We start from the raw sequence: 24,435 nt of genomic DNA on the forward strand, positions 1-24,435 counted from the left end.
GATCAAAAAAATATAAATTGGATCTAAATTAGATCCAGTTAGATCCCTTTAGATCTAATCATTTTATACTGAAACATATACTTACCTGAAAGTTTTTTACAATAAATTCAATTTTTAGATACAAAAAAAGGTACTTTTCAGCACCTTTTTTATAGTTATAAATAGCTATTTAGCTTGCAACATTGATGCGTTTCATATCAGTCATATAACTACGTAATTTACGACCGATTGTTTCAATTGGATGATTACGGATTTCTTCATTCACATCGCGTAATTGTGCATTATCAACACTACCTTCAGGGATCGCTTTACCTAGATCGCCAGCTTGTAACATTGGCATGAATTTTTCTTTTAATAGTGGTACAGCGGCATTAGCAAATAGATAGTTGCCATACTCAGCTGTGTCAGAAATAACAACATTCATTTCATACAAACGTTTACGCGCAATAGTATTAGCAATAAGTGGTAACTCATGTAATGATTCATAATAAGCTGATTCAGCTAAAATACCAGATTCAAGCATAGTTTCGAAGGCAAGTTCAACACCGGCTTTAACCATTGCAACCATAACAACACCTTGATCAAAATAAGCTTGTTCATCAATTTTACCTTGATAGTCAGCAGCTTTTTCAAAAGCGGTTTCACCCGTTTCTTTACGCCATTTAAGAAGGTTTACATCATCATTTGCCCAGTCTTTCATCATAGTTGATGAAAACTCGCCTGATATAATGTCGTCCATATGTTTACGGTAAAGATCCGTCATGATCACTTTTAATTCTTTTGCTAAAGCATTTGCTCTCAATTTAGCTGGATTTGATAAACGATCCATCATTAAAGTAATTCCACCTTGTTTTAGCGCCTCAGTGATCGTTTCCCAACCAAATTGGAGTAATTTACATGCATAAGCAGGATCAACACCATCTGCCACTAGCTTATCAAAACAAAGTAATGATCCTGTTTGTAACATTCCACAAAGAATTGTTTGTTCGCCCATTAAATCTGACTTAACTTCGGCGACAAATGACGATTGTAAAACACCTGCACGATGTCCGCCTGTTGCCGCTGCCCATGCTTTAGCTATTGCTAGCCCTTCATCTTTTGGATCGTTTTCTGGATGAACTGCAATTAGTGTCGGCACACCAAAACCTCGTTTATATTCTTCACGAACTTCAGTACCAGGGCATTTAGGGGCTACCATCACTACTGTAATATCAGAGCGAATCTTTTCTCCTACTTCAACAATATTAAATCCGTGAGAATAGCCAAGCGCAGAGCCTTTTTTCATCAACGGTTGAATAGCTTGAACAACAGCAGAATGTTGTTTGTCTGGAGTCAAATTGATAACAAGATCTGCTGTTGGAATTAATTCTTCATAGATTCCTACTTTAAAACCATTTTCAGTTGCTTTCTTCCATGATGCTCGTTTTTCAGCAATAGCTTCTTTACGTAGTGCATAAGATATATCTAAACCTGAATCTCGCATATTCAGACCTTGGTTAAGGCCTTGCGCTCCACAACCAACAATTACAATTTTTTTACCTTTTAAAAAATTAGCTTCTGATGCAAATTCATCACGAGCCATAAAACGACATTGACCTAATTGTTCTAATTTTTCACGCAAATTCAATGTATTAAAATAGTTTGACATTTTTCTCTCCAAGAGTTTAAGTATTCACAATCAACAATAAAACACTATATAATACTTTTAATATTGCTAAAATTGATATATTTAAAATATAATATTGCATAAATTGCAATAAACTTGCTAAGTTCAATGCTTTCTTTTAATCTAAATCACCCTCAATTCTGAATAAATCAATATGGATGCTCGATATAAACAAGCAAATAAAGAGGCTAAACTTTCTTTATTGCTAACTTTTATTTATCTTCTTGGATGGATCGTTTGTGCATACTGTATTAACGACAAAATAGGATTTTTAGGTCTTCCATTGTGGTTTGAACTATCTTGCATTATGGTGCCTATCGGTTTTATATTGCTTTGTTGGGTAGTTGTAAAATTTCAATTTAAAAATTTCTCATTAGAACAAACTAAGTGATTTAACATGCATTTAGATATTATTATACCGCTTGTCATCTATCTTATTTTTGTGTTTGCATTATCAATTTATGCTTATGTAAAACGTAAAAAAGTAAATCAATTCACTGATTATTTTATCGGCAATAGAACCATGGGAGGATTTTTACTCGCCATGACACTAGCCGCAACTTATATTAGTGCTAGCTCATTTATTGGTGGTCCCGGTGCTGCTTATAAATTTGGTCTTGGTTGGGTGCTATTATCGATGATCCAAGTCCCAACTGTATTACTCTCACTTGGTATTCTAGGCAAAAAATTTGCCATTTTGGCTCGTAAATATAATGCTATAACTTTAAGTGATATGCTTTATGCTCACTATAAAAGTAAAGTCATAGTTTGGTTTGCAAGCATTTCATTAGTTGTGGCTTTTATTGGTGCTATGACGGTACAGTTTGTTGGTGGTGCACGATTATTGGAATCATCAGTTGGCATTTCTTACGATATCGGATTATTAATTTTTGGTGTTGGTACCGTTATATATACTGCTTTTGGAGGATTTAGAGCAAGTATACTTAATGATGCTTTTCAAGGTTTAGTAATGATAATTGGCGCTATCTTGCTATTAACAGCAATTATTTATGCTGGTGGTGGTATAACAGCTATTATTCACCGTTTGAGTGAAATCGATCCTGCGCTACTAACACCACAAGGTCCTAACAATTTTATGGACTTTCCGTTTATGGCATCATTTTGGGTTTTAGTCTGTTTTGCTGTGGTTGGTTTACCTCATACAGCGGTTCGCTGTATGGCATACAAAGACAGCAAAGCTGTACACAAAGGCATTATAATTGGTACTATTGTTGTCACAATCATTATGTTAACCATGCATTTATCTGGCGCTCTTGGTCGAGCTATTATTAGTGATTTAACTGTTCCGGATCAAATTGTTCCAACTTTAATAATTAACATTATGCCACCATTAGTGGCCGGTATCTTTTTGGCCGCTCCACTTGCTGCAATTATGTCAACAATTAACGCCCAATTGCTACAAATTTCATCAGTTATTATTAAAGATCTATTTTTAAGTATGAATCATGCAAAAAACTATAGTGATAAAACATTAACTCGCACATCTGTTATCATAACTTTTAGTTTTGGTGGATTACTCATCCTAGCGGCTTGGAATCCACCAGATATGATTATTTGGTTAAATTTACTTGCATTTGGTGGGCTTGAAGCCGTATTTTTATGGCCATTGGTACTTGGGCTTTATTGGAAAAAAGCAAATTCAACCGGTGCTTTATGTTCTATGTTTGCCGGTGCGATAAGCTATACTCTTTTATCTGTTTACAATATAAAGCTTTATGCTTTTAACCCGATTATCCCATCCTTAATTATTGGATTGGTAGCATTTATTATTGCCAATATGTTTGGTAACACAGGAAAAAATTATGCCTTGGATTCAACTCAAAATTAATACAACCAACGATCTTGCTGAACAAATTAGCGAACAATTAGAGGAGTCTGGTGCTGTATCAGTCACTTTTCAAGATACCTTTGACACACCTGTTTTTGAACCATTACCTGGCGAAACTAAACTTTGGGGTAATACCGATGTGATTGGGCTTTATGATGCTCAAACAGATATCGATGAATTAAAAGCAATGCTAAATCTTGAACAATATTCTTATAAGATTGAACAATTAGAAGATAAAGACTGGGAACGTGAATGGATGGACAACTTTCATCCTATGAAATTTGGTGAGCGACTTTGGATTTGTCCTAGTTGGCGCGAAGTGCCCGATGCTAATGCAGTTAATGTCATGTTAGATCCTGGATTAGCATTCGGCACAGGTACTCACCCAACCACGGCATTATGCTTAACTTGGCTTGATAGTTTAGACCTTAAAGATAAATTAGTTATCGATTATGGTTGTGGATCTGGTATTTTGGCAATTGCTGCACTAAAATTAGGTGCAAAACAAGTAATCGGTATTGATATTGATCCTCAAGCCATTCAAGCTAGCCGTGACAATGCACAGCGTAATGATGTCAGTGAAAGGCTAGATCTTTATTTATCAAAAGAGATCCCAGACAATTTGCAGGCAGATATAGTTGTTGCCAATATTTTAGCTGGACCATTAAAAGAACTTGAACCACATATAAGTAAATTAGTAAAACCTGAAGGTAAACTAGGTCTATCTGGTATTCTAACTACCCAATCCTCAAGTGTTTGTATGGCTTACCAACCCAATTTTAAATTAGATCCAGTGGTTGAACTTGATGAGTGGTGTCGTATTACTGGTAAAAAAATAAAAAAAATTAACGCTACCCCCTTTTAAGTTTGAAAAAAAATGCGTAATATAGCCAACTTTAATTTACTTAGCATTGGTGAACTAAAATTAAAGAATAATTTAATTGCTGCACCAATGGCAGGAATAAGTGATAAACCATTTCGTAATCTATGTCATCGATTTGGTGCTGGTATGACTGTTTCAGAAATGTTTTTAGCAAATTCTGATGTTTGGCATACCGATAAATCAGCTCTGCGAATGATAGCGAGTGATGATGTTGGTATTCGTGCAGTACAAATTGTCGGTTCTGATCCCGACGAAATGGCAAAAGCTGCTGAATTTAATGTCAAACACGGTGCTCAGTTGATTGACATTAATATGGGATGCCCGGCTAAAAAGGTCAATAAAAAATTGGCTGGTTCTGCTTTAATGCAGTATCCGGAACTTATTAAAAAAATTTTGCAGAAAGTTGTCGGTGCAGTTGATGTTCCGGTAACATTAAAAACGCGGACTGGATGGAATAAAGAAAATAGAAATTGCATAGAAATCGCACAAATTGCACAGGATTGTGGTATAAAGGCAATTACTATTCACGGAAGAACACGTGCTTGCTTATTCAACGGTGTCGCTGAATATGACTCTATTAGAGCAGTTAAAGAAAATGTTACAATTCCTGTAATTGCTAATGGAGATATTTGTACACCTGAACAGGCAAAAGATGTTTTTCAATATACGCAGGCTGATGCTATAATGATCGGGCGAGCGGCACAAGGGCGACCTTGGATATTTGAAGAAATTGCATTCTATTTAACACATGGACAGTTACAGAAAAACAAAAGTATTGATGAAGTAGAACAAGTTGTACTATCACATCTTGATGATCTTTATCAATTCTATGGAGAATACAAAGGATTAAGGATTGCCAGAAAGCATGTAAATTGGTACACCAAGAATTATGCTGACAGCGATCAATTCAGGCGCTTATTTAGTGTACTTAGCAATACAAGTGAGCAAGTAAACACTCTAAAAGCATTTTTTAGTAAAATTAGAAACAACCCAAAGAGTTAAGAATACTATGTCAGAACAACGCGTTACAGCTGCAGCACTTAAATTTACAACTGTAAATTCTCAAGACCAAATAACACAAAAACCATTGCGTGATTCAGTGAAGCAAGCTTTAAAAAACTATTTATCACAATTAAATGGTGAAGATCCTACAGACCTTTATGAATTAGTGTTAGCTGAAGTTGAACATCCATTCCTTGATATGGTTATGCAATATACACGCGGCAATCAAACTCGAGCAGCAAATATGCTTGGTATCAACCGCGGTACACTTCGCAAAAAATTAAAACAATATGGAATGAGTTAATCTTCTATTATTTAACATTTTATAATATAAAAAGTACCTTAATATGAGGTGCTTTTTTCTATTTTAGAACACAATTAAAAAATTCATTGAATTATCCTCTTTTATAAAATATACAAAGGAACTGGGGTTCTATACCTCATAAGTAATAGTTTTAATCTGACATTTGAGTTATTTTATAACGTAACTAAGAGTGTCATAATTGAATCAAACAGAAAAATCATTAAATCTGAATTATGGCTTTTAAAATTCATCAGCAGCTTAATACGCACAATAAGCCCGTAAAGTCATAGGATATAATCGAGATAGTTACTATCGCTTTAAAAATGAGCAATGAGAAAGGACTTGCTCTTCAAGAAACCAGTTGTAGTAGCTCAGATTTAATTTAAGCTAGTACATTTAAAAATGTATCTTTTAAGATTGGTGATCATGAAAATTCAATAGTATATCTTCCACATTTTTTTCGACTTATACAAATAATATTTAATAGCTATATTGAAACACATCCCAAAGGTAAAGATTCAATCGAATTTTATGTAAATAAATTAAGAGAACGTTATTCAAGTAAATAGTGAAATCCCCTATATACCCTATGAGGATATTGTTTTATTTAAAGCAAAATAATTGGCGTTTTGAGAAAAACGTAACCGCAAAATCAAGCGAGGCGCAGATGATAAAATAAACAACTATAACAAATAAAAAGATTTCTGTTGGATAAATTATACTACGATTATTAATTTGGGTTGCAATAAAAGTAAATTCCGCTACTCCAACAATATAAGCCAGTGAAGTATCTTTAATGAGTGATACCCATTGATTTACAAAAGACGGCAACATCATTTTAAGGGCTTGTGGTAATATGATAAATATAATAACTTGCTTTTTAGTTAAGCCTAATGAAAACGCCGCTTGCCATTGTTCTTTAGCCACTGCAATCATACCTGCATGAACTGAATGACCAATGTATGCAGCGCCTATCAAGGATAAAGCAAATATTACCGTTGCAATTGCTGGCACATCTACACTAAGTAACACAGGTAAAAGAAAGAAAGTCCAGAAAATAAGCATAATGACAGGAATCGCTCTTAAAAAACCAAGTATACCAACTAAAAAATAACGCATAATTCCTTTTAAGACAGTCAACCCGACTCCTGCAAGTATACCCAAAAAGGTTGAAAATATAATTGCAGCAAAACTCATTAACAGCGTTAAAAAAATTCCTCCAGGAAAATTTCCCCACATCATATAACTGAAATTGTGGTAAATAACCTCTAAACCTTTAAGCTCCATAAATGATTACACCTTACCTATTTGCAATCGTTTTGCTTGATAAATATTACCCAAAGTTCCAACAATCACTATCGCCAAAATATATAATAAAGTTGCAATAGCAAAATTTTGAAAGGTTTTTAATGATTCGGTTTCAACTTGACGCGATACATAAGAAAGTTCTAACACACCAATGGCCATTGTTAACGACGAATTTTTTATAATATTCATGTACTGACCAATTAAAGGCGGAAATGCAATACGAAAACTTTGTGGCAAAATAATAAATCGCATACTTTGCCACCAAGTTAAACCTAATGCCAATGAAGCCTGTTCTTGCCCTCGACTTACACCAGCTATACCGGCTCTAAACTCTTCGGCAATAAAAGCACTGGAATAACAAGTTAAACCAACTAAACCGATTATAAATTCAAATGATGGCATTTTCAGTGAAAAAAACAGCAACTGGATTTGCGGTTCGTCAAATAACCATAATTTAAATGCTATTGGTAATAAATTACCCACACCAAAATACCAAAAAAAGAGTTGAGGCAATAACGGAGAATAACGAAAAATTGCGTTATACCCCATTACTATAACTTGAATAATTTTAATTCGACTTTGTTGAGCAATAACCAGCAAAAAACCTAGTGATGTTGAAAATATAATGGTTAGCAATGAGATAGCTAACGTAACTAAAAAACCATCCCATAACCACCACAAATAACGAGGCTCAAGTAATTGCTCATACATAACTACTGACCTTTGCCAATTTTAAAATCACCACGAGGTATCGCTGATGCAGTTCCAGGTCCAAACCAACGATTATAAATCGTTAATGCTTCACCTTCTTTTTCTAGTGTTAACAAAATTTGATTCACTTTTTCTTTCAAGCGATCCTCGCCTTTTGGTATACCAACAGCTTGATATTCTTGAGTAATACTAAATGGTGAAATTTCAAACACAGCTCGTTGTTCTTCTGGTAAATTCGCTAATAAACCGACTAATTTCGCATCATCTTGAGTAATTGCCTGTACAACACCATTACGTAATGCCGCAAACGCAAATGGTGTATCATCATAAGAAATTACTTTAGCTGTTGGGTATTTTTCTCGCAATGTAATTTCCATAACTGTACCTTTATCGGCACCAATACGAAGATTTTTCAAATCATCTGCTGATTTCAATACGCCTTTTTTTGCTACAAATTTCTGACCAGTCGCAAAATAAGGAAGGCTAAAATCAACGGTTTTTGCTCTTTCATCAGTAACGGTAAAATTAGCTACAATTAAATCGGCTTTTTGGGATGCTAATAATGGAATTCGATTAGCTGGATTAGTCGGAACAAGCTCAACATTAACCTTTAGTGCTTTTGCTATCTCGTTGGCATAATCAACGTCAAGACCAACAATTTTATTTGTCTTTTCGTCAATATAACCAAATGGCGGATTACTATCAAATACCGCGATTTTTATTTCTCCTCGTTTCTCAATATCATCAAGGCGATCTGCATAAGCAGAATTTGTACCTAACAAACTACTTACTAATGCAACAACAGTTAGTGATTTAGTCAACAATTTCATTCCGATTCTCCCTCAGTCAAGGTTATGTTATATACAGTTAAAGTCTAGCAACAAAGAATCGAATGAATAAATAACAAATACTTACATGGTTATAACTAAAAGTTATATGTGGTAGTTTTCGATTAATGACATTAGAAAAACGAATACAAGCCAAAACAGCTTATATCACTATATTGATTTATTTAATAATATTGATTTACCCTACTATCTCGCTATCAACAAAAAAATAAGCAATTTCTTTTTCAGCCGAGGTTAGAGAATCTGAGCCATGTACGGCATTTTCGGTCATACTGTCAGCAAAATCAGCTCGTAAAGTGCCTGCGGCTGCTTTAGATAAATCAGTTGGTCCCATCAATTCCCGATAACGCTTAATAGCATTATCGCCTTCGAGAATCTGAACAACTATCGGCCCAGATATCATAAATTTAACCAACTTATCAAAAAATGATTTACCTTGGTGCTCAGCATAAAATCCTTCTACCTGCTCTTTTGTTAATCTAAGCATTTTTAAGGCAATAATGTTAAGTTTTGCTTGGCTAATACGGGTTTCAATTTCACCAATCAATTGTTTTTTAACGGCATTAGGTTTGATGATAGATAAGGTTCTTTCAATAGCCATAGATTTGCTCCTTGTTAGTTTAGTCAAGGGTAAATGTCATTCGTGAGATTTGTCCACTTTGATCTAATAAAAATAGATGATGTAAACCTTTATGAGTAACTGTCAAAGCTACCTTTTGATCGCCATACGTTTTCTCAATAAGTTGACCATCTAAAAACCACCATTTGTCACCAACACCACCTTGTGGAGTTAGATCGATAGTGACATCTTGCTGCCCAGGTAATCGTTTTACCAATTGCTTATCTTGCAGCCCAATAATATTGAGTGGCAAAAAGATATCTTTACCAAACACTGGGCAATGATTATCAACTTCAGGAATTAGCGATTGTCGACGTTCTTTGGGTAGTAGCCAATTTTCTAAAGCTATTGGCCAAAGTGCAACCTGTTTTTTATGTGCATTGCTACAGTCTGCTGACACACGTTTGCCGGCATCATTTACCCAAATAGTCACCCACCCTGAACGATAAATATTATTATTAAGTGCCGTTAGAGTATCAAGTGTTGGAGGTATCATATTATTTAATACCCATGCATTTTTTTGACGGTGGCAGTTTTCATCAGTTGCAGGTAACTTTTGTCCTGATGGCCAACAAATTTTTTCTAAGGTTACTGTTGTCGGTTTAGTTACTAAGGGAAGTGGGCGATTTATTCGTCGCTCTTTATTTAATAATAACGTGTTAACTTGCTGTAGTATCGGCACCGCTGTAATACTGCCATATTGACCAACAACGGGCGTTCCATCAGGACGACCGACCCAAATGCCAATCAAATAGCGAGGATTGACCCCAATCGCCCATGCATCACGATATCCATAGCTAGTGCCTGTTTTATAGGCAAGCTGATAATTATTAACTAGCATCTGTCTTGTGATCCATGCACTTCCATCGCTAATAAATGGCTTGCTTAGTAAGGGATCTGCTTGCGTAAATCGTAAAGGACTTACTTGCCCATGACGAGCAAAGGCACTATATGCGCTAACTAAATTATCCATTCTTAACGACGCACCACCCAAAATATACGATATATTAGGATCATTACCTTTAGATTGAAGCGGTAAGCCAATACTAAACAGCTTGCCAGCAAATCGTTTTGGTCCATAAAGCTCAATTAACTCAACAGCAGGTAAGTTTAATGAATTCTTTAATGCATCTGAGGCGCTTATTGGTCCATAAAAATCTTCATCAAAATTCGTAGGTCGATAATCAGAACTGATTCTAGGTGTATCTTGCAATAACGATTCAGAATGAATCATGCCGTCATCAATCGCTAAAGCATACATAAAAGGCTTTAATGTCGATCCAGGAGATCGAAGCGAACTTATCATATCAACCTGACCGAATCGCTCTTTATCGTTAAAATCAACCGACCCAACATAGCCTTTTACGGACATATCCGTATGATCGACAACTAAAATAGCTAGTGAGTTTTTGGGAGGTAACTGATTTTTACGATTAGCAGCAATATCTTCAAGGCTGTATTGAAGGGAAAGATCGATATTTGATCGAATAATATCAACATCAGGATATTGTTGACTTAACCTTCGAGCTAATAAAGGAGCTAATTGTGGCTTTTTACGTGGGTAAACCCATACTTCTTCTTTTCTAACTTGCTCTATAATATCAGATGACCATACCTGATATTGGGCCAATCTTGCTAGAACTTTGTCGCGTGCTTGTTTGGCTCGTTCGGGGTACCTATCAGGACGCAAACGACTGGGTGCTTGTGGCAATACGGCCAATAAAACTGCCTCACTGCGTGTTAACGCTTTGGGCTCTTTACCAAAATATGACCAACTAGCAGCCCCTAAGCCTTCGATTGTCCCGCCAAATGGGGCTCGATTAATATATAAAGTTAAAATTTCATCTTTTGTAAAATGTAATTCAAGTTGTAGTGTTCGAAATATTTGTTGTAACTTTCCTGCCATGGAGCGATCGTGTGGATAAAGCAATCTTGCAACCTGCATCGAAATAGTACTACCACCTGAAATAATTCTTTTATTGGTGATATTTTGCCAAGCTGCTCTCAATAAAGAGGCAGGATTAATACCAAAATGATCATAAAAATGGCGGTCTTCATAATTTATTAACACATCAAGGTAATCATTGGGAACTTCATCTAACTTGATAGGATACCGCCAAACACCATTTTCATCAGCAAATCGCCACAGAGGCGTACCATCTTGCGCAAGAATTGTTTGTGTCGTTTTATTTTTTGTTATTGATAAAGGATAAAAGTGATCGGCAACAAAAAAACTACCTAATAACAAAAGGATAGAAAAAAATAAGAAAGCCAGAATTTTAAGTAGGCACTTTTTCATTTTGTCAAAAAGTTTCAGGTAACACTATGTTTCGGTATAATATGTTTCAGTATAAATAGATGCCGCTAACAATTGTTAGCGGATAATCAATTTGTTTACATTTTAAAAATCAAATTTAATTGATACATACTCGTTATTGTTGTTTAGATTCATTGGGCTCGACATTGCGCTCAACAATAGACATTAAGTCAATTGATTGACCAATTGCAAACCGATCGGGGCGATACATAGATTCAACATAAGGGTATGGAATCATATAATTACCAGCCGTCACAGCTCTAGCCAAATAAGCAACCTGCGATCGATAAGTACCATCGCTCACATAGTGATTAATATCAACAGCTGCAACATATCTATCATCACGGAATTCTTGATATTTAATATCATTGCTATCTTCATCTTTCAACAAATTGGCAATTTCCGGTATTGCCTGTAGACTCACACTACTATTTGTGAGATTTTGATTTTCTAACTCAAGTCCAGCAGGTAAAAAATCAACAATTAACGCATCGTGAACGACTTCTTTATGTGCTCTAACATCCAATAATACCACCACTAAATCACCCACTTTCAAGTGATCAGGTTGAATTTTGTTACCTTTCAAATCGTAATAGGAACGATTGATAGTTAAAACATTTTCATCACTCGTTGGTGCAGGCGCTTTCTTGCCATAGCCTGAAACGGTGAATTTAATATAAAGTGGTTGTGCATTTTCTGGATTAGAAATCGTTAATCTATTGGCTAAATTAGCAAAATCAAAAGAGCGTGATAAAGTCGAATCAACCTCATTTGACTGCTCGTTGATCACCACATTAAATTTATGTGAAGATTTATGTTGTTCTAATGACCAGCCAGCCACAAATAATGCGTTAAGTTCCTGAGTTGAAAAATAACGAGTATCATTAAGCAAATCAGATAACTGAATTAAATAATCAGCTTGCTTATCAACACTTAAATTATTTTCTACCAATAAAGATAAAACTAATGCATTATCACGAATAGCACTACCATATTCGCCTAACCAAGAATAGCGATTATCATAACTTGTTGTAAATACTCGAGGCATCAAATTATTATAGATATTATCAAAACCAGCCAGCTTGGCGGAAAGCGCTAACTGAGCAACTGGTAATGGTGACAATACTTTAAAATCACTTTCAGTGATCTGTTGATACATCCGATTAATTTCATTACGCATAGGCACTGTGATTTTATTTTGCCTTGCCAACACAGCTAAAGCATAAGCTTTAGTTGCAAATTGCGTATAATTGCTTGCTTGTGAATTATCATAGTAGCTTTGTAACCCATTAAATGCATTGGCATCATAAGTATATTGGCTAATGCGGGTAATTGCGGCATCAAGCGCTTTATTATTGACATTATAACCACGCTCACTTGCTTGGATTAAAAAATCAGTTGCATACACCGTTAACCAATATTCCTCGGCACTGTCTTTGCTCCATAAACCAAAACTACCATTATTACGTTGCATTGATAAAATTCGCGAAATACCTAGTTGCACTTTTTCGCGTCGCTCTTTATCCGATTCGGTTTTAATTCCCAAAGCTGCAAGTTGGTCTTGGTTTGCATATAATGATGGCATTAAACCACTAATAGTCTGTTCTAAACAACCATATGGATAAGCAAATAACTCTTTAATATACTGAGCAATATTAAGCGGAGACTGATTTGATACAATTAATTTACCATCAACCGTGTTTTCAATCATCTCAGCTATACTATCTTCAGGTAAAACCCAACTTTCACCACCATTGATTGCTGCTGCATAATATTTATTGGTAACGGCATAAGCTGGTCTAACACCGACCATCCACGATCGCTTGATCTGATAATTTGAGCCATCCTCCAATAAAATTCCTGTGACATTAATTGTCACCGTACCTTGTCCATAACCATAATCAGCAACAACTGGCACTTGAATAATCTGTCTTTGCTTGCTATCAAGTGTAACTTTCGTAGACTCAACTGCATTTTGATGAATCAAACCATCCGTCAAAACATTGACCTGCATTGTTTGTGTTTTTTCGGTTAGATTATTTAGATCTAGTGCCAAGGTAGCCTGATCACCACCCGATAAAAAGCGAGGTGTAGATAGCTCAGCAACGACTGGCGATGCAACTATCATGGCTTGTTCCGCTTTACCATAACGGCTATCATCCCATGCTTGAGCCATTATGCGTAATTCGCCATTAAAATTAGGCAAAGCAAGGTCAACAAAACCTTCACCGTCATCATTAAGATCAATAGTTTGCAATTGTTGAGCCACAATTTTAACTTCGTTTAATGGTTTTTTACCGCCTGGGCCAGATTCACCAAGCATAGCATCACCACCAAAGCTCACATTCAAATTGCGTCCTTTACCTTCAATTAATTTGCCATACACATCATAAAGATCAACTTCATAACGTTTACGACCCAAAAATGCGCTATAAGGATCAGGTGTTGCAAAATTAGTAATGTTCAAAACACCTGAATCAACAGCCGAAACCAATACTGAAACCTTATGATCCTTTTGGATTGCACTTTTATCTATTTTGACCTTTATTGGAATAGTTTTTTCAGGCTCTGTCTTCGTAGGTGCTTCAATGCTCAAGTTTAATTGACGATTTGAAGTGTCAATTGGTAAATAAAGTAACCCAATTGCTCGTTTAATTGTCTGAACTGCAGCGTCAGTTGATGGGCGAATAATCATCGCACTAATATAAATATCATGGCGTCTCCAATCTTGGATTGGAATTTCAACATCAAGACCGTTTTCACCAACAGTGATATCTTTTTTCCATAATATACCATCATTGGTTTCAAGTGAAATATAACCCGAGCCTGCTACTGGAGCTTGTACATGTATTTTAGCAGTATCACCAACCGAATAGGCAGTTTTATCCAGGCTTAATTTAACCTGATCTGGACGAACAGCATTGGTGCCATTGGTATTATCTTCCCAATTATAACCACTTCTAAAACGTAAACTACTGATAATATTATTTTTAGTATCAACAATTTCAATACGATAAAAGCCATAATCATCCGTTTGGTAACTCACTTTAGCTGTACCATTAGCAGCGATAGACAGCGGTTGCTCTTGCACAACGAACTCACTTGAATTGTATGCTTGATACCACCCAGTATGTTCAGACCAAGTCCAATAATAATTATGACGTTCACGAATAATTCTTGCCTTTAAATGACTAGCAGCCAGCTTTTGCCCATCAGTGTTAACATAAGCCACTTCAAATTCAGCATTAGCACCTTTATCAACTGTCGGACTAGTTTCATATTTATCTAATGACCAATCATAATAAGGTGATTGAGAAAATAGTGCACGCACAGCAGGCATTTGCTGATTTGGCCAAATAATTTGGCTGGCATAACGAGTAACAGGGCGTCCTCCTGAATCAAGTAAACTGGCTTGCAAAATAAGTTTAATAGGAGAACTCAACTTACCCCAATCGCTAGTATCAATTCCAACTTGTGCATTACCATTTTTATCTAATGTCGTCTCAATATTATCAAGTTGTCTACCTATACTATTGTCAGTCACATTACCAATTTTATAATCAGCAAGTTCAGGTATTGAATCAATTTTTTTAAGATAAATATTACCTTCTAAATTATTTCCTGCTGCTGGAGCACCATAAAGATACCAACCTTTAACATCAAAATTGACACGTTTATCAAGCGTAATAGGCTTATTGGATGCGGTCGTAATTTCCATTGCCATACGCTCTGGTAAAAATTCTTCCACACGGAACCACACATAACGGTAATTATCGTCGCCTAAATTAAAACGAAATGCCCATTTACCCGTTGCTGCATTAGCTGGAATAACATATTGCCATTGATATAAACCGTTAGATTTTGCTTTAGCATCGACAGTAAAATTCTCAACAACTTGATTATCGGGTGACATAACATCAACCACAATTGGTTGCAAAGGCAATGGCTTACCATCAGCATTACGCAAAAGTGCATTAAAATAGACCGTCTCTTGTGGGCGATACAAATCACGAGGCCCAAAAGCAAATAGTTGTTTTTGATAAAAAGTAGACCCCGTTAAATTATATTCACTTAAATTTAATGCGCTACGATCCAAATTCACCAAAGAAATTTGATTACCATCACTTGCCGTAAGTAGTGCATAATCCATATCTTTTGGCAAAGTGACTTCAGCATAACCTGTAGCATCAGTTTTAGCCGAAATAGTGGTACAGTTTTTATTACTATCTCGAATACTTTTGTTACATAAAATCGATATATTTACATCAGCAAATGGTTTTCCATTGTCAAGTCCATGGGTAATAACAGATAATTTACCATTGTTGTAAGCATGAACCGCAACACCTATATTACTGATCGAAAATAGCGATGCAGGATTTGTATAATCGTAACTTCCTGCTTGATTCATAACAGCTAAATAAATCCCTTCTTGCTGAAGTTGCGGAATGGATGATAAGTTAAGTAATACGGTTTCTTGCGAATTACGCTTAGGATTAAGATCAAACCGAGACGTATAAACTAAATCAGCAAATTTATTAATATTCTTTGAATTCCAAGCTGACACTTGGTTAATAAAACCATAATCAGCGATAAAATCAGATAACTGTTCAGGTTTAATTTTAAAGAAATTAACATCAATTTTATTAACATTAAGCGTAGTAACAGGTAAACCTGTCATTGATTTGCTTGGCAACAAAAAACCATTACTAGCAAATCCCACCATCGGCAGGCGATCTTGAGTTTTAATTTCTGCTTGGTAGACTTCTTTTAAGCTGTTGCCATTAATTGCAGCTAACATCTTATCAATGGTGAGATCTAATTGACGATTTGGTTCAAGATAGCGATGTCTTAATTCTAATCCGTTATCCGACAACTCCCAAGCTCCGTCAACATTACCCGTTTGGCGATCAACTAAACGAAGCAAATTAGAAAAATTGAGTTTAGGATTTAAAGGAACCGAAAAGGTAATAACTAAAGTACTTGAACCATCAATAATGACCTCTGAACTATCAATAACAGTTAATTCTTTACCGTGATATTTTTCAACTAATTCTGGTGTGGGGTTAAAGGCTAGTTTTGACGATTCATCTTGTACGATATCGTTGTCATCACTAGGATTGCTAATATCAGCGGTTGTATTATTATCAATAACTTTTGTTTCTGATTGCGTTTCTGCCTGTTCAGCGCGTGTGTTTTGTTCAGCGTCTTTATTATCACAACCAGCTAATGCTAACAGCAGGCTAAATACAACTAAATGCTTTACTAACCCCATTTTCCACCCCATAAACAATAATTCTTATTACTAATTATTTTTATCTAAATTTTAACCACATATTATGTACTACCTTCGACCTTTTAGCAAAGGGTGTTTAGTAAGAATAGTTATAGTGGATTGGCTGAAAAATGTAGCCGACTTAAAGTTACTCATATTATCCATAATATTCGCCTTGTAAGATATTCAAATTTGTACTAACCTCTATTTACCTAATAAAACCCAATTTATCAATCCCTAATTATCGTACTAACAACCTAGCTTAGTTGAGGGCACTTTTTGGTACTAGGATAAAGCAGGCATATGAACTTTACGATATTATGGCAATATTGTGGGCGTTTATTTTGCTCAAAATTGTTCAGGTAGACTATTGATTTTATTAAGGTTTTTATTATTATTTTTAAATAGAATCATACACTTATAAGCTAGTTTTTTATTACGTTGAATTTGGCTTTTTAAGAAATAAGAAAAGCACTTTTGTTATTTGATAATGGCTATTAATAAAAACTTGTTAATAACAGCTAGTTAATAACAAATACACAAGCTTTAAAATTGTATTGGTCGGGCGTTGTTTTGGCTTTTAGTCATTAAAGTGCTAGCTTTGCCTGCTCAGCGCCCAACTTGCGCCGTGGCTTTATTCTTTTGTTAGATTATCCTCTCACACCATAAGCACCTTCTGCGTCCTAATGATTAAGAAATAAACGCTAAAAACTAAGGCGCGGTGCAAACAGTATAGTAACGGTAGGAGGCACCGCTGCTGATGACGTTGCCACCGCCCGAGCTAACAAGGAACTGATCACCTCTGTATGCTCCCACATCACTCGTCCAAAAGTAGGTGTTGGCGAATCCCGCATCAGCATAATAGGTTATGGGGCCCCACTCAGTAAAAAATCCATTACCTATTCTTCGTTGGTGAATGTTATCAGATGATGATGACGTGACATTATCTATGCCATTTATACAGGGGAAACTCGTGTACATACCACACTTTGCATTGGTTAAATCTCTTACCTGCGGAAGGCGATAACTCAAACTATTACACCATTTTGTTTGATTAGAAAATATATCCCCCCACAGATCTTGCCACCGACTGACGAACCATTGCCTTAATACAAATCCATATTTTACTACTTCAACGCCATCTCTATCCCTACCCACTAACTCAAACGTCTGCGGTAACCTTGGTACAGTAATTCGTCTAGGATTCGGATTATCCCATTGATTTCTTGCCTCTGGACCTGTTAGCTTAACGCGAGCTACAACTTGTCCCAAGTCCTCATAAGGAATCCACCATTCACGAGCTACAACATTTGTCACTGTTGCAGTAATTCCCTCATGCGTGACTGGTTCCCATGTCAATTCTTCTGGTTCTATTCCTGTTATGAGTAAATCAAAATATAAATTATATGCACCCGTGGTCGGGAAATTTTGATTATATGATTCAGGATTGACTGATTGAACTAAAAAGCCTTTATTCTGATTCCATATGTCAGCTGGACCTGCGTATTTACCATTACCCCAAAATAGATTTGGCCTTACATAATTGATAACTGCCGACGGTATTATTATTGCATCACTACGATTACCCGCTCGAGCTTTTTTACCATTCGCCTGTACATTCCATGAAGATGACAATAATAACAGAGCTAATACTAGCAAAGCTGTTTTAGGTGATTTGAGCGATAATTTCGAAGATATAAATAAGTTTTGTGTAAAAACTCGTCGAATAGGATTATTTGATAAATTTAAGACATAGGTTTGCCAGTGCTTGTGCCTAAAATGATAATGCATTATGGTTCGCCTGTCAAGTAATTATTTGTTTTATTTATTTTTTTATAATTATTTGCTTATTTAATAAGCATATTTTCTATAACGATGAAAGTATAACCATTTTAAAAATTGTTGGCTAGTTTTTTGGCGTATTTTTTGTGAAAAAATGTAAATCTTAGAAAAGCACTGAGTTGTTTGGATAGGCTACACTAATTCATACAACTTTTTTAAGGAGTAAGGTAAACTTATCACAACTAAAAAAGGAACAAATATGAATAAGATTAAACGCAAAAGACGAACATTCATAGATGATTTTAAACACTAAATGGTCAGTCTTTATCAACATGGTAAAACACATAGTGAAATCGTTACAGAATATGATTTGACTCCATCAACACGAGATCGTTGGATAACGCAAGCAAACAAAAGTGGCTCATTTAAAACAAAAGATAATCGCACTCAACAAAAACAATAGTTAATCGTTTTGCGCAAAGAGCTTAAACAACTCCATATGGAAAACGATATTCTAAAGCAAGCAACACTGATAATAGAACGAAACTTGCTACCCTAAAAGCAAATCGATATCATTATAGCATAACAAAACTATGTCAATTTTTGGAATGGCACAACCATTTAGCCAACCTAAATACCTACCTTATTTAAATATATGATGCAATTGATGTTCAGCTACTTTTCTATTTATCTTTTATTTTTATCATAAAAGTTTTATAGTTTTTGTTACACTATTTTAGGTAATCGTTACATAATTATTTAAAAAAGTATAAATATAAATCAAGCCCAACCTTACAGTTAGGGCTTTGTTTTTTTTATTAGAGTTATTTTTGTTTAATACTATAATTCCACTTACAGATTAAAAGGTTAAGGGGTAACACATAACCCTGGATAATTGCTAATATCTTCTCCATTATAAGGTTCCATAACATTCACTATGCCACTATCCCCGTAAATTAAAAACATATAATCCTTATTCTTACTATAACCTATATAGTGACCGTTAGAGCTAAACTTAGACATCGGGTAGTTACTATAATTTCCCCACTCTGTAAAAAAACCGGCACCTATTTGACGTTGGTAATAATTTCCATTTGAGAAAGGCATCGCACCATCCACCCCATCTATACACGGAAAATGAACATAAGGAAGATTATTTATATCTATAACACCACATTTTGCATTGGTCAGATCCTCTATTTTTACCGCACGATAATCTCCTAAACGACTACACCACGTATCGATAGGCGCCTTCTCACCATAATGCGGTAAGCTGCTTCTAGCTACAAACCATTTTTGCAATACAAACCCGTATTTTACTTTATTACCATGGTTATCTTCGCCCACTAATTCAAATGTTTGTGGTAAATTTGGTTTGTATATTCGATTAGGAAAACTAATCATGTCATCCCATTCCACAGTTGGGCCCTTTAAAGTAACTCGTGTTCCCCCTTTACGGTCAAACTGGTTATTAGCACGATCATCTGGCGGCACTAATTCTATTGTCGCCGTTATTCCTTCTTTTGTAACTGAAGACCAAGTTAGCTCTTTTTCGTCTATTCCTCCAATTTCTAAATAAAAATACACATTATCACCACCCGTCGTTGGAAAATTACGAGCGTATGATTCAGGGGTAGCCGTTTGGGTAAGAAAGCCTCTATCTGGATCCCATATATTTGCTGGACCGCGATGAAATTCATCAGCTACATATCCTCGACCACCATACATAAACCCTGCCCTGGCATAGCAAACAGCTGGTGAGTCTTTTGGGTTAATGTAATACGATGTGGTGGCAGCACTAACCATAATATGGTCAGGTGTGCCATATTTTGTTTTTAATGTGCTATCAGTATTACTTAATACTACTTTATAAGGTGCATGACATATCGTTAATACTTCACTACGATTAACAGCTCGATTATTTTTATCAGTAATTTTTACTGATATTTCGCCAGTTGCTGAAACTTGACCATCACCATCATCATCACCCCAATAGTTATATGGTTCTGTAACAAGTGTGTTTAACGGTATATTTAGCTCGCTAGAATTTTTTGATAGTGGAACAAACATACTAATATCAGTAAAACGTTCCCCACTCTTAGGTAACACAATTGGATTTGCAGAGGTTGAATCATTAGTTGAAGGTGTAATTATTGTACCGTCAGATAACCGAATCCCTAATAACCCATCAGACGAAGTTATCTTAGTTTGCCCACCATCGACCGTAAAATATGGTGCAGATCCTTGAATAGCATTGGCAGAATAAGATGTTAATGCTTGTGAACCAAAAGAGTACAATAGTAATGAAGCTAAAAATATAACGTTTGATACTAAATTTCGCATTAAATCAGGTAATAATTTTTTAGGCAATGTCGAGAATATAAATGAGATAAACGTAAAAATATGGGTAGCTCGATAACACTGTAAAGTTAAGATATCAATTTGCTGAGATTTAAAACAGTTTGACATAATATCCCTCTGTCAGATTTTTTTTATTTTACTCTAATTTCAATTACTAACACTCAATCTTTTGAGGTTTTTCAATTATTAAAGTATAGCTATTAAAAAAAAATTTGACTACTTTTATGAAATTTTTTTTGTAAAGATTTGTAAACATTTGTAAACGTTTTTTACAATTAAGCTTTTGGGTTGATTTTAATTGCTTTAAACTTTGATAATTTCAGGAAAACGCCGAGTTGTTTACACTTCATGGTTAAAATAATCCGCTAAAAAATCATAAGGCATTTTCCCTGAAATCGCTAAATATTTGCTGATTATGTCATATCTCAATTCAAAGTTTGTATCACTCTTTCCGCTTTGCCATTCGCTTGTAGTCACAGGTAAATAAATAATATTAGTTTATGATTAAACATGATTTCAATTTCAGTAATTATTGATCCGTAATAATTTGCATACCATGTTGTCGTCCCGTCTGCATAAGGGAAATAATTTGTTTAATTTTGCCTTCATTAATTAAATTACTGACAGCAGGAGTATTAATAAGCACTTCAAACAACGCTTTACGCCCATTTTTTGTTAATATTAGCTTTTGACTGATAATTGCTCTTAAATTATTTGATAATTGTGTGCGAATAAAGTTACGCGAACTTTCATCAAATACATCAATAATACGATTAATACTTTGAATAGCAGAGCATGTATGTAACGTAGCAAAAACTAAATGCCCTGTTTCTGCTACTGTTAATGCAGTTTGGATAGATTTTTTATTACGCAATTCCCCAAGCAATATTATGTCAGGATCTTGCCTTAAAAGGCTATCAAGTGCGTAGTCAAAATTTGTAAGCTCTCTTTGTTGAATTAATGAATGTTGATTATGATAAATAAACTCAATGGGGTCTTCTAAAGTAATAATGTGTTTGGATTGAGTTGAGTTAATATATTCAATTAATGATGCAAGCGTCGTTGATTTACCACTTCCTGTAGCACCTGTCACTAAAATAATACCACTTTCGTGCGTTATTAGCTTTTTAAAAACCTCGGGCGCACCTATTTCATCTAGATCTGGAATCTGTTTTTTAATCATTCGAAACACTGCCGAAATACCACGCTGTTGATAAAAAATATTGACTCTAAAACGGCCTATTTCAGGAGATTGATAGGCTAAATCAATTTGTTTATCTTGCTGTAATTGTAATTTTTGTGATTCATTAAGTAACGCTAATAGTTCAGATTCTAAATCTAACGGCGATAACTTTTTGTTTGATACACATTGTAATTGTCCATTAATGCGAATGCGTGCAACTTCACCACTTGAAAGGTGCAAATCGGATGCTTTTTGCGTTACACTAAGCGACAACATTGATTTTAACATTATATTTTACCTATTAGTTTATTTATTGGGAATTAATATGAATACAGTACGTGACAATTTACTTACTATAAAAAGCACAATTCAAGAAATAGCAAAAAAATGCGAACGAGATCCCAATACAATAGAACTTATTGCGGTCAGTAAAACAAAACCAGTAACCTTAATCAAACAAGCGATAGATGCAGGTCAACTATCTTTTGGTGAAAACTATGTTCAAGAAGGCGTTGAAAAAATCCAGTATTTTAAACAAACTCTCCCCAATACTTTATTAACTTGGCATTTTATTGGTCCATTACAATCGAACAAAAGCAAATTAGTCGCCGAACACTTTGATTGGATGCATACCATTGATCGATTTAAAATTGCTCAACGTTTAAATGATCAGCGCCCAGCTAATATGGAAAACTTAAATGTACTTATTCAAGTTAATATTAGTAAAGAAGCCAGCAAGTCGGGGGTTTATCCTGAACAAGTTGCTGATTTAGCAAAACAAATTATAACACTACCCAATTTAAATTTACGTGGATTAATGGCGATCCCTGAAATTGAAAATGATTTTGACAAACAACTAAACGTCTTTAACAAAATGCACGAACTTTTGCGTTCTTTACAAACTGATTATCCATTTATGGATACATTATCCATGGGCATGAGTGGCGACATGCAAGCTGCTATTGTTGCTGGTAGCACTATGGTTAGAATAGGTACAGCGATCTTTGGAGCAAGGCAGTATTTGTGATATATTGCCCGAATAGTTTATTTTAAGGAGTCTTAAATGACATCGCTTTATTTTCTAGGTAATACCATCTTAACGGTATGTCTCTATGTTTTAATTTTGCGTTTATGGATGCAGCGTGTGCGTGTAAATTTCTATAACCCATTTACCCAATTTATCGTACGAATAACTCAACCTGTTATCGGTCCACTACGCAAAGTCATTCCTTCTATTAAACAAATAGATACCGCTACATGGGTTCTTTTATATTTTGTTGCCGTCATTAAAATTATTTTTATTTCCTACTATGGAATGATTAATGAATCAATTTGGACTAGTAAATACCTACTTTATGCTATTGCTGTCATAGCTCATGCATTTGGGCATTTATTATTCTGGTTATTACTATTTCGAGCAATTCTAAGTTGGGTTAGCCGTGGACAATCAAACGCGGATGAATTACTTGCTCAGTTAACTGAACCACTTATAGCACCAATTCGCCGTATTGTGCCACCGCTTGGAATGATTGATATCTCATTTATGATTTTTGTATTTATTTTAATGTTTTTAAATATGCTCGCTGTTGACGTATTTGGTTATTTATGGATTGTGCTTTAGATTAAAATCAAAAGGGAGCTGTAGCTCCCTATTTTAAATGATATGGTCTTCCCAACAAATCACATCTTTTTCATAAACAATCCGATTTTTAACCGATATCTTCAGCTTATGCATAAGCTTTTTATTACCCGTAATAAGCGGATGCCAATGAGGCAATTGTCCTGTTTCAGAAAAATAACGATAGGTACAGGTTAAAGGTAACCATTCAATGGTAAGGAGGTTATCACGAGTCAACTTGATACAGTCGGGTTCATAATCAAAACGTCTATTATAATGTTTACATTGACAAGTATTGGAATCAAGCAAATTACAAGCAACATTAGTATATAAGATCTCGTCTGTATCTTCGTCCATCAATTTATTTAAGCAACACTGACCACAACCATCACAGAGCTGTTCCCATTCTTCATCACTCATCTGAGCTAATGTCTTATATTCCCAAAATGGCTCAATCATACTTTGAAATCATCTTCTTTTAGCATTTGTAAGAAAAATCCATCAGTTTTAATCTTTTCTTCTATTTCAGTGGCGGTACCAACTACAAATTTTCGTTTACCGTCAAGTAATACTTTCATGACAAAAACAGGTGAACCAAAAATAGACATTACTTTTTCAGGAATCGTTGAAAAATCATTTTCATGTTCCATATATAGATAGCAGTTCTCTTTTTTGGTACTTCGGTAAATATAACACCACATCATAAAATAAA

20 protein-coding genes are annotated in these 24,435 nt (G+C 35.1%); 8 read left to right on the forward strand and 12 right to left on the reverse strand.

Annotation, left to right across the window (positions count from 1 at the left end; all coding sequences use genetic code 11):
- Nucleotides 1–169 precede the first annotated feature (169 nt).
- Nucleotides 170–1,648 (reverse strand): ketol-acid reductoisomerase, encoded by a 1,479-nt coding sequence (gene ilvC, locus A9G44_RS00145; protein WP_065608786.1) that lies wholly within the window; start codon nucleotides 1,646–1,648, stop codon nucleotides 170–172.
- Between the two features lie 172 nt (nucleotides 1,649–1,820).
- Here ilvC and A9G44_RS13885 point away from each other — a divergent pair, with 172 nt between their 5' ends.
- From A9G44_RS13885 to fis, 5 genes are read left to right on the forward strand one after another with little or no spacing between them, the layout of a single operon-like run.
- On the forward strand, nucleotides 1,821–2,057 hold the full coding sequence (locus A9G44_RS13885) for a YhdT family protein (RefSeq protein ID WP_034911058.1): 237 nt from the start codon (nucleotides 1,821–1,823) through the stop codon (nucleotides 2,055–2,057).
- A gap of 6 nt (nucleotides 2,058–2,063) precedes the next feature.
- Nucleotides 2,064–3,515, forward strand: a complete 1,452-nt coding sequence (gene panF / locus A9G44_RS00155; RefSeq protein WP_065560321.1) for a sodium/pantothenate symporter — start codon at nucleotides 2,064–2,066, stop codon at nucleotides 3,513–3,515.
- Nucleotides 3,490–4,380 carry a 50S ribosomal protein L11 methyltransferase gene (gene prmA, locus A9G44_RS00160; RefSeq protein ID WP_065608787.1) on the forward strand — a complete coding sequence of 297 codons (891 nt, stop codon included), beginning with the start codon at nucleotides 3,490–3,492 and terminating at the stop codon, nucleotides 4,378–4,380. Before panF ends, prmA begins: the two co-directional genes overlap by 26 nt.
- A gap of 12 nt (nucleotides 4,381–4,392) precedes the next feature.
- Nucleotides 4,393–5,400 (forward strand): tRNA dihydrouridine synthase DusB, encoded by a 1,008-nt coding sequence (gene dusB, locus A9G44_RS00165; RefSeq protein WP_034911067.1) that lies wholly within the window; start codon nucleotides 4,393–4,395, stop codon nucleotides 5,398–5,400.
- A 7-nt stretch (nucleotides 5,401–5,407) separates the two neighbouring features.
- Nucleotides 5,408–5,704 carry a DNA-binding transcriptional regulator Fis gene (gene fis / locus A9G44_RS00170; RefSeq protein ID WP_034883623.1) on the forward strand — a complete coding sequence of 99 codons (297 nt, stop codon included), beginning with the start codon at nucleotides 5,408–5,410 and terminating at the stop codon, nucleotides 5,702–5,704.
- Between the two features lie 603 nt (nucleotides 5,705–6,307).
- Here fis and A9G44_RS00175 read toward each other — a convergent pair.
- The 7 genes from A9G44_RS00175 to A9G44_RS00205 all read right to left on the reverse strand — a co-directional run bounded on the left by A9G44_RS00175 (nucleotide 6,308) and on the right by A9G44_RS00205 (nucleotide 18,570).
- Nucleotides 6,308–6,991: an amino acid ABC transporter permease gene (locus A9G44_RS00175; RefSeq protein ID WP_065608788.1), complete on the reverse strand. Its 684-nt coding sequence runs from the start codon at nucleotides 6,989–6,991 to the stop codon at nucleotides 6,308–6,310.
- A 6-nt stretch (nucleotides 6,992–6,997) separates the two neighbouring features.
- Entirely contained in the window at nucleotides 6,998–7,723 is a 726-nt protein-coding gene (locus A9G44_RS00180; RefSeq protein WP_065608789.1) for an amino acid ABC transporter permease, read from the reverse strand.
- Between the two features lie 2 nt (nucleotides 7,724–7,725).
- Nucleotides 7,726–8,559, reverse strand: coding sequence for an ABC transporter substrate-binding protein (locus A9G44_RS00185; protein WP_442902918.1), 834 nt, complete (start codon nucleotides 8,557–8,559; stop codon nucleotides 7,726–7,728).
- Between the two features lie 190 nt (nucleotides 8,560–8,749).
- A complete protein-coding gene (ndk, locus tag A9G44_RS00190; protein WP_065589690.1) occupies nucleotides 8,750–9,172 on the reverse strand; it encodes a nucleoside-diphosphate kinase in 423 nt (140 codons plus the stop codon).
- A 19-nt stretch (nucleotides 9,173–9,191) separates the two neighbouring features.
- The gene (gene pbpC, locus A9G44_RS00195; protein ID WP_065608791.1) at nucleotides 9,192–11,489 is read right to left on the reverse strand and encodes a penicillin-binding protein 1C; all 2,298 of its coding nucleotides are present in this window, start codon (nucleotides 11,487–11,489) and stop codon (nucleotides 9,192–9,194) included.
- A 133-nt stretch (nucleotides 11,490–11,622) separates the two neighbouring features.
- A complete protein-coding gene (locus tag A9G44_RS00200; protein ID WP_065608792.1) occupies nucleotides 11,623–16,779 on the reverse strand; it encodes an alpha-2-macroglobulin family protein in 5,157 nt (1,718 codons plus the stop codon).
- A gap of 711 nt (nucleotides 16,780–17,490) precedes the next feature.
- The gene (locus tag A9G44_RS00205; protein WP_065608793.1) at nucleotides 17,491–18,570 is read right to left on the reverse strand and encodes a hypothetical protein; all 1,080 of its coding nucleotides are present in this window, start codon (nucleotides 18,568–18,570) and stop codon (nucleotides 17,491–17,493) included.
- 304 nt (nucleotides 18,571–18,874) lie between these two features.
- Here A9G44_RS00205 and A9G44_RS13375 point away from each other — a divergent pair, with 304 nt between their 5' ends.
- On the forward strand, nucleotides 18,875–19,024 hold the full coding sequence (locus tag A9G44_RS13375) for a hypothetical protein (RefSeq protein ID WP_179854765.1): 150 nt from the start codon (nucleotides 18,875–18,877) through the stop codon (nucleotides 19,022–19,024).
- Between the two features lie 404 nt (nucleotides 19,025–19,428).
- On the opposite strand, the gene A9G44_RS00215 is transcribed toward A9G44_RS13375, so the two are convergent.
- Both A9G44_RS00215 and A9G44_RS00220 read right to left on the reverse strand, forming a co-directional pair.
- A complete protein-coding gene (locus A9G44_RS00215) occupies nucleotides 19,429–21,030 on the reverse strand; it encodes a hypothetical protein (protein WP_065608794.1) in 1,602 nt (533 codons plus the stop codon).
- A gap of 421 nt (nucleotides 21,031–21,451) precedes the next feature.
- Nucleotides 21,452–22,393, reverse strand: a complete 942-nt coding sequence (locus A9G44_RS00220; protein ID WP_065608795.1) for a type IV pilus twitching motility protein PilT — start codon at nucleotides 22,391–22,393, stop codon at nucleotides 21,452–21,454.
- Nucleotides 22,394–22,430: 37 nt separating this feature from the next.
- On the opposite strand from A9G44_RS00220, the gene A9G44_RS00225 reads away from it, so the two are divergent.
- Both A9G44_RS00225 and A9G44_RS00230 read left to right on the forward strand, forming a co-directional pair.
- Nucleotides 22,431–23,132: a YggS family pyridoxal phosphate-dependent enzyme gene (locus A9G44_RS00225; RefSeq protein WP_065608796.1), complete on the forward strand. Its 702-nt coding sequence runs from the start codon at nucleotides 22,431–22,433 to the stop codon at nucleotides 23,130–23,132.
- A gap of 36 nt (nucleotides 23,133–23,168) precedes the next feature.
- A complete protein-coding gene (locus A9G44_RS00230; protein WP_034912890.1) occupies nucleotides 23,169–23,726 on the forward strand; it encodes a YggT family protein in 558 nt (185 codons plus the stop codon).
- Nucleotides 23,727–23,759: 33 nt separating this feature from the next.
- Here the strand turns inward: A9G44_RS00230 and A9G44_RS00235 are convergent, their stop codons facing one another.
- Entirely contained in the window at nucleotides 23,760–24,182 is a 423-nt protein-coding gene (locus A9G44_RS00235; protein WP_034912894.1) for a YcgN family cysteine cluster protein, read from the reverse strand.
- Nucleotides 24,179–24,427 carry a YcgL domain-containing protein gene (locus tag A9G44_RS00240; RefSeq protein WP_081296761.1) on the reverse strand — a complete coding sequence of 83 codons (249 nt, stop codon included), beginning with the start codon at nucleotides 24,425–24,427 and terminating at the stop codon, nucleotides 24,179–24,181. Before A9G44_RS00240 ends, A9G44_RS00235 begins: the two co-directional genes overlap by 4 nt.
- Nucleotides 24,428–24,435 lie beyond the last annotated feature (8 nt).

Source organism: Gilliamella sp. Occ4-3 (assembly GCF_001690675.1).
GTDB classification, from domain to species: Bacteria; Pseudomonadota; Gammaproteobacteria; order Enterobacterales; family Orbaceae; genus Gilliamella; species Gilliamella bombi.

Excerpts from the sequence above, each read along its gene's own strand:
- A9G44_RS00180 (WP_065608789.1), bottom strand. The coding sequence starts at position 7,723 with ATGTATGAGCAATTACTTGAGCCTCGTTATTTGTGGTGGTTATGGGAT.
- A9G44_RS00235 (WP_034912894.1), bottom strand. The coding sequence starts at position 24,182 with ATGATTGAGCCATTTTGGGAATATAAGACATTAGCTCAGATGAGTGAT.
- A9G44_RS00175 (WP_065608788.1), bottom strand. The coding sequence starts at position 6,991 with ATGGAGCTTAAAGGTTTAGAGGTTATTTACCACAATTTCAGTTATATG.
- ilvC (WP_065608786.1), bottom strand. The coding sequence starts at position 1,648 with ATGTCAAACTATTTTAATACATTGAATTTGCGTGAAAAATTAGAACAA.
- prmA (WP_065608787.1), top strand. The coding sequence starts at position 3,490 with ATGCCTTGGATTCAACTCAAAATTAATACAACCAACGATCTTGCTGAA.
- A9G44_RS13375 (WP_179854765.1), top strand. The coding sequence starts at position 18,875 with ATGGTCAGTCTTTATCAACATGGTAAAACACATAGTGAAATCGTTACA.
- pbpC (WP_065608791.1), bottom strand. The coding sequence starts at position 11,489 with ATGAAAAAGTGCCTACTTAAAATTCTGGCTTTCTTATTTTTTTCTATC.
- A9G44_RS00230 (WP_034912890.1), top strand. The coding sequence starts at position 23,169 with ATGACATCGCTTTATTTTCTAGGTAATACCATCTTAACGGTATGTCTC.
- A9G44_RS00240 (WP_081296761.1), bottom strand. The coding sequence starts at position 24,427 with ATGATGTGGTGTTATATTTACCGAAGTACCAAAAAAGAGAACTGCTAT.
- A9G44_RS00220 (WP_065608795.1), bottom strand. The coding sequence starts at position 22,393 with ATGTTAAAATCAATGTTGTCGCTTAGTGTAACGCAAAAAGCATCCGAT.
- A9G44_RS00205 (WP_065608793.1), bottom strand. The coding sequence starts at position 18,570 with ATGCATTATCATTTTAGGCACAAGCACTGGCAAACCTATGTCTTAAAT.
- A9G44_RS00215 (WP_065608794.1), bottom strand. The coding sequence starts at position 21,030 with ATGTCAAACTGTTTTAAATCTCAGCAAATTGATATCTTAACTTTACAG.
- dusB (WP_034911067.1), top strand. The coding sequence starts at position 4,393 with ATGCGTAATATAGCCAACTTTAATTTACTTAGCATTGGTGAACTAAAA.
- panF (WP_065560321.1), top strand. The coding sequence starts at position 2,064 with ATGCATTTAGATATTATTATACCGCTTGTCATCTATCTTATTTTTGTG.
- A9G44_RS00225 (WP_065608796.1), top strand. The coding sequence starts at position 22,431 with ATGAATACAGTACGTGACAATTTACTTACTATAAAAAGCACAATTCAA.
- fis (WP_034883623.1), top strand. The coding sequence starts at position 5,408 with ATGTCAGAACAACGCGTTACAGCTGCAGCACTTAAATTTACAACTGTA.
- A9G44_RS13885 (WP_034911058.1), top strand. The coding sequence starts at position 1,821 with ATGGATGCTCGATATAAACAAGCAAATAAAGAGGCTAAACTTTCTTTA.
- ndk (WP_065589690.1), bottom strand. The coding sequence starts at position 9,172 with ATGGCTATTGAAAGAACCTTATCTATCATCAAACCTAATGCCGTTAAA.
- A9G44_RS00200 (WP_065608792.1), bottom strand. The coding sequence starts at position 16,779 with ATGGGGTTAGTAAAGCATTTAGTTGTATTTAGCCTGCTGTTAGCATTA.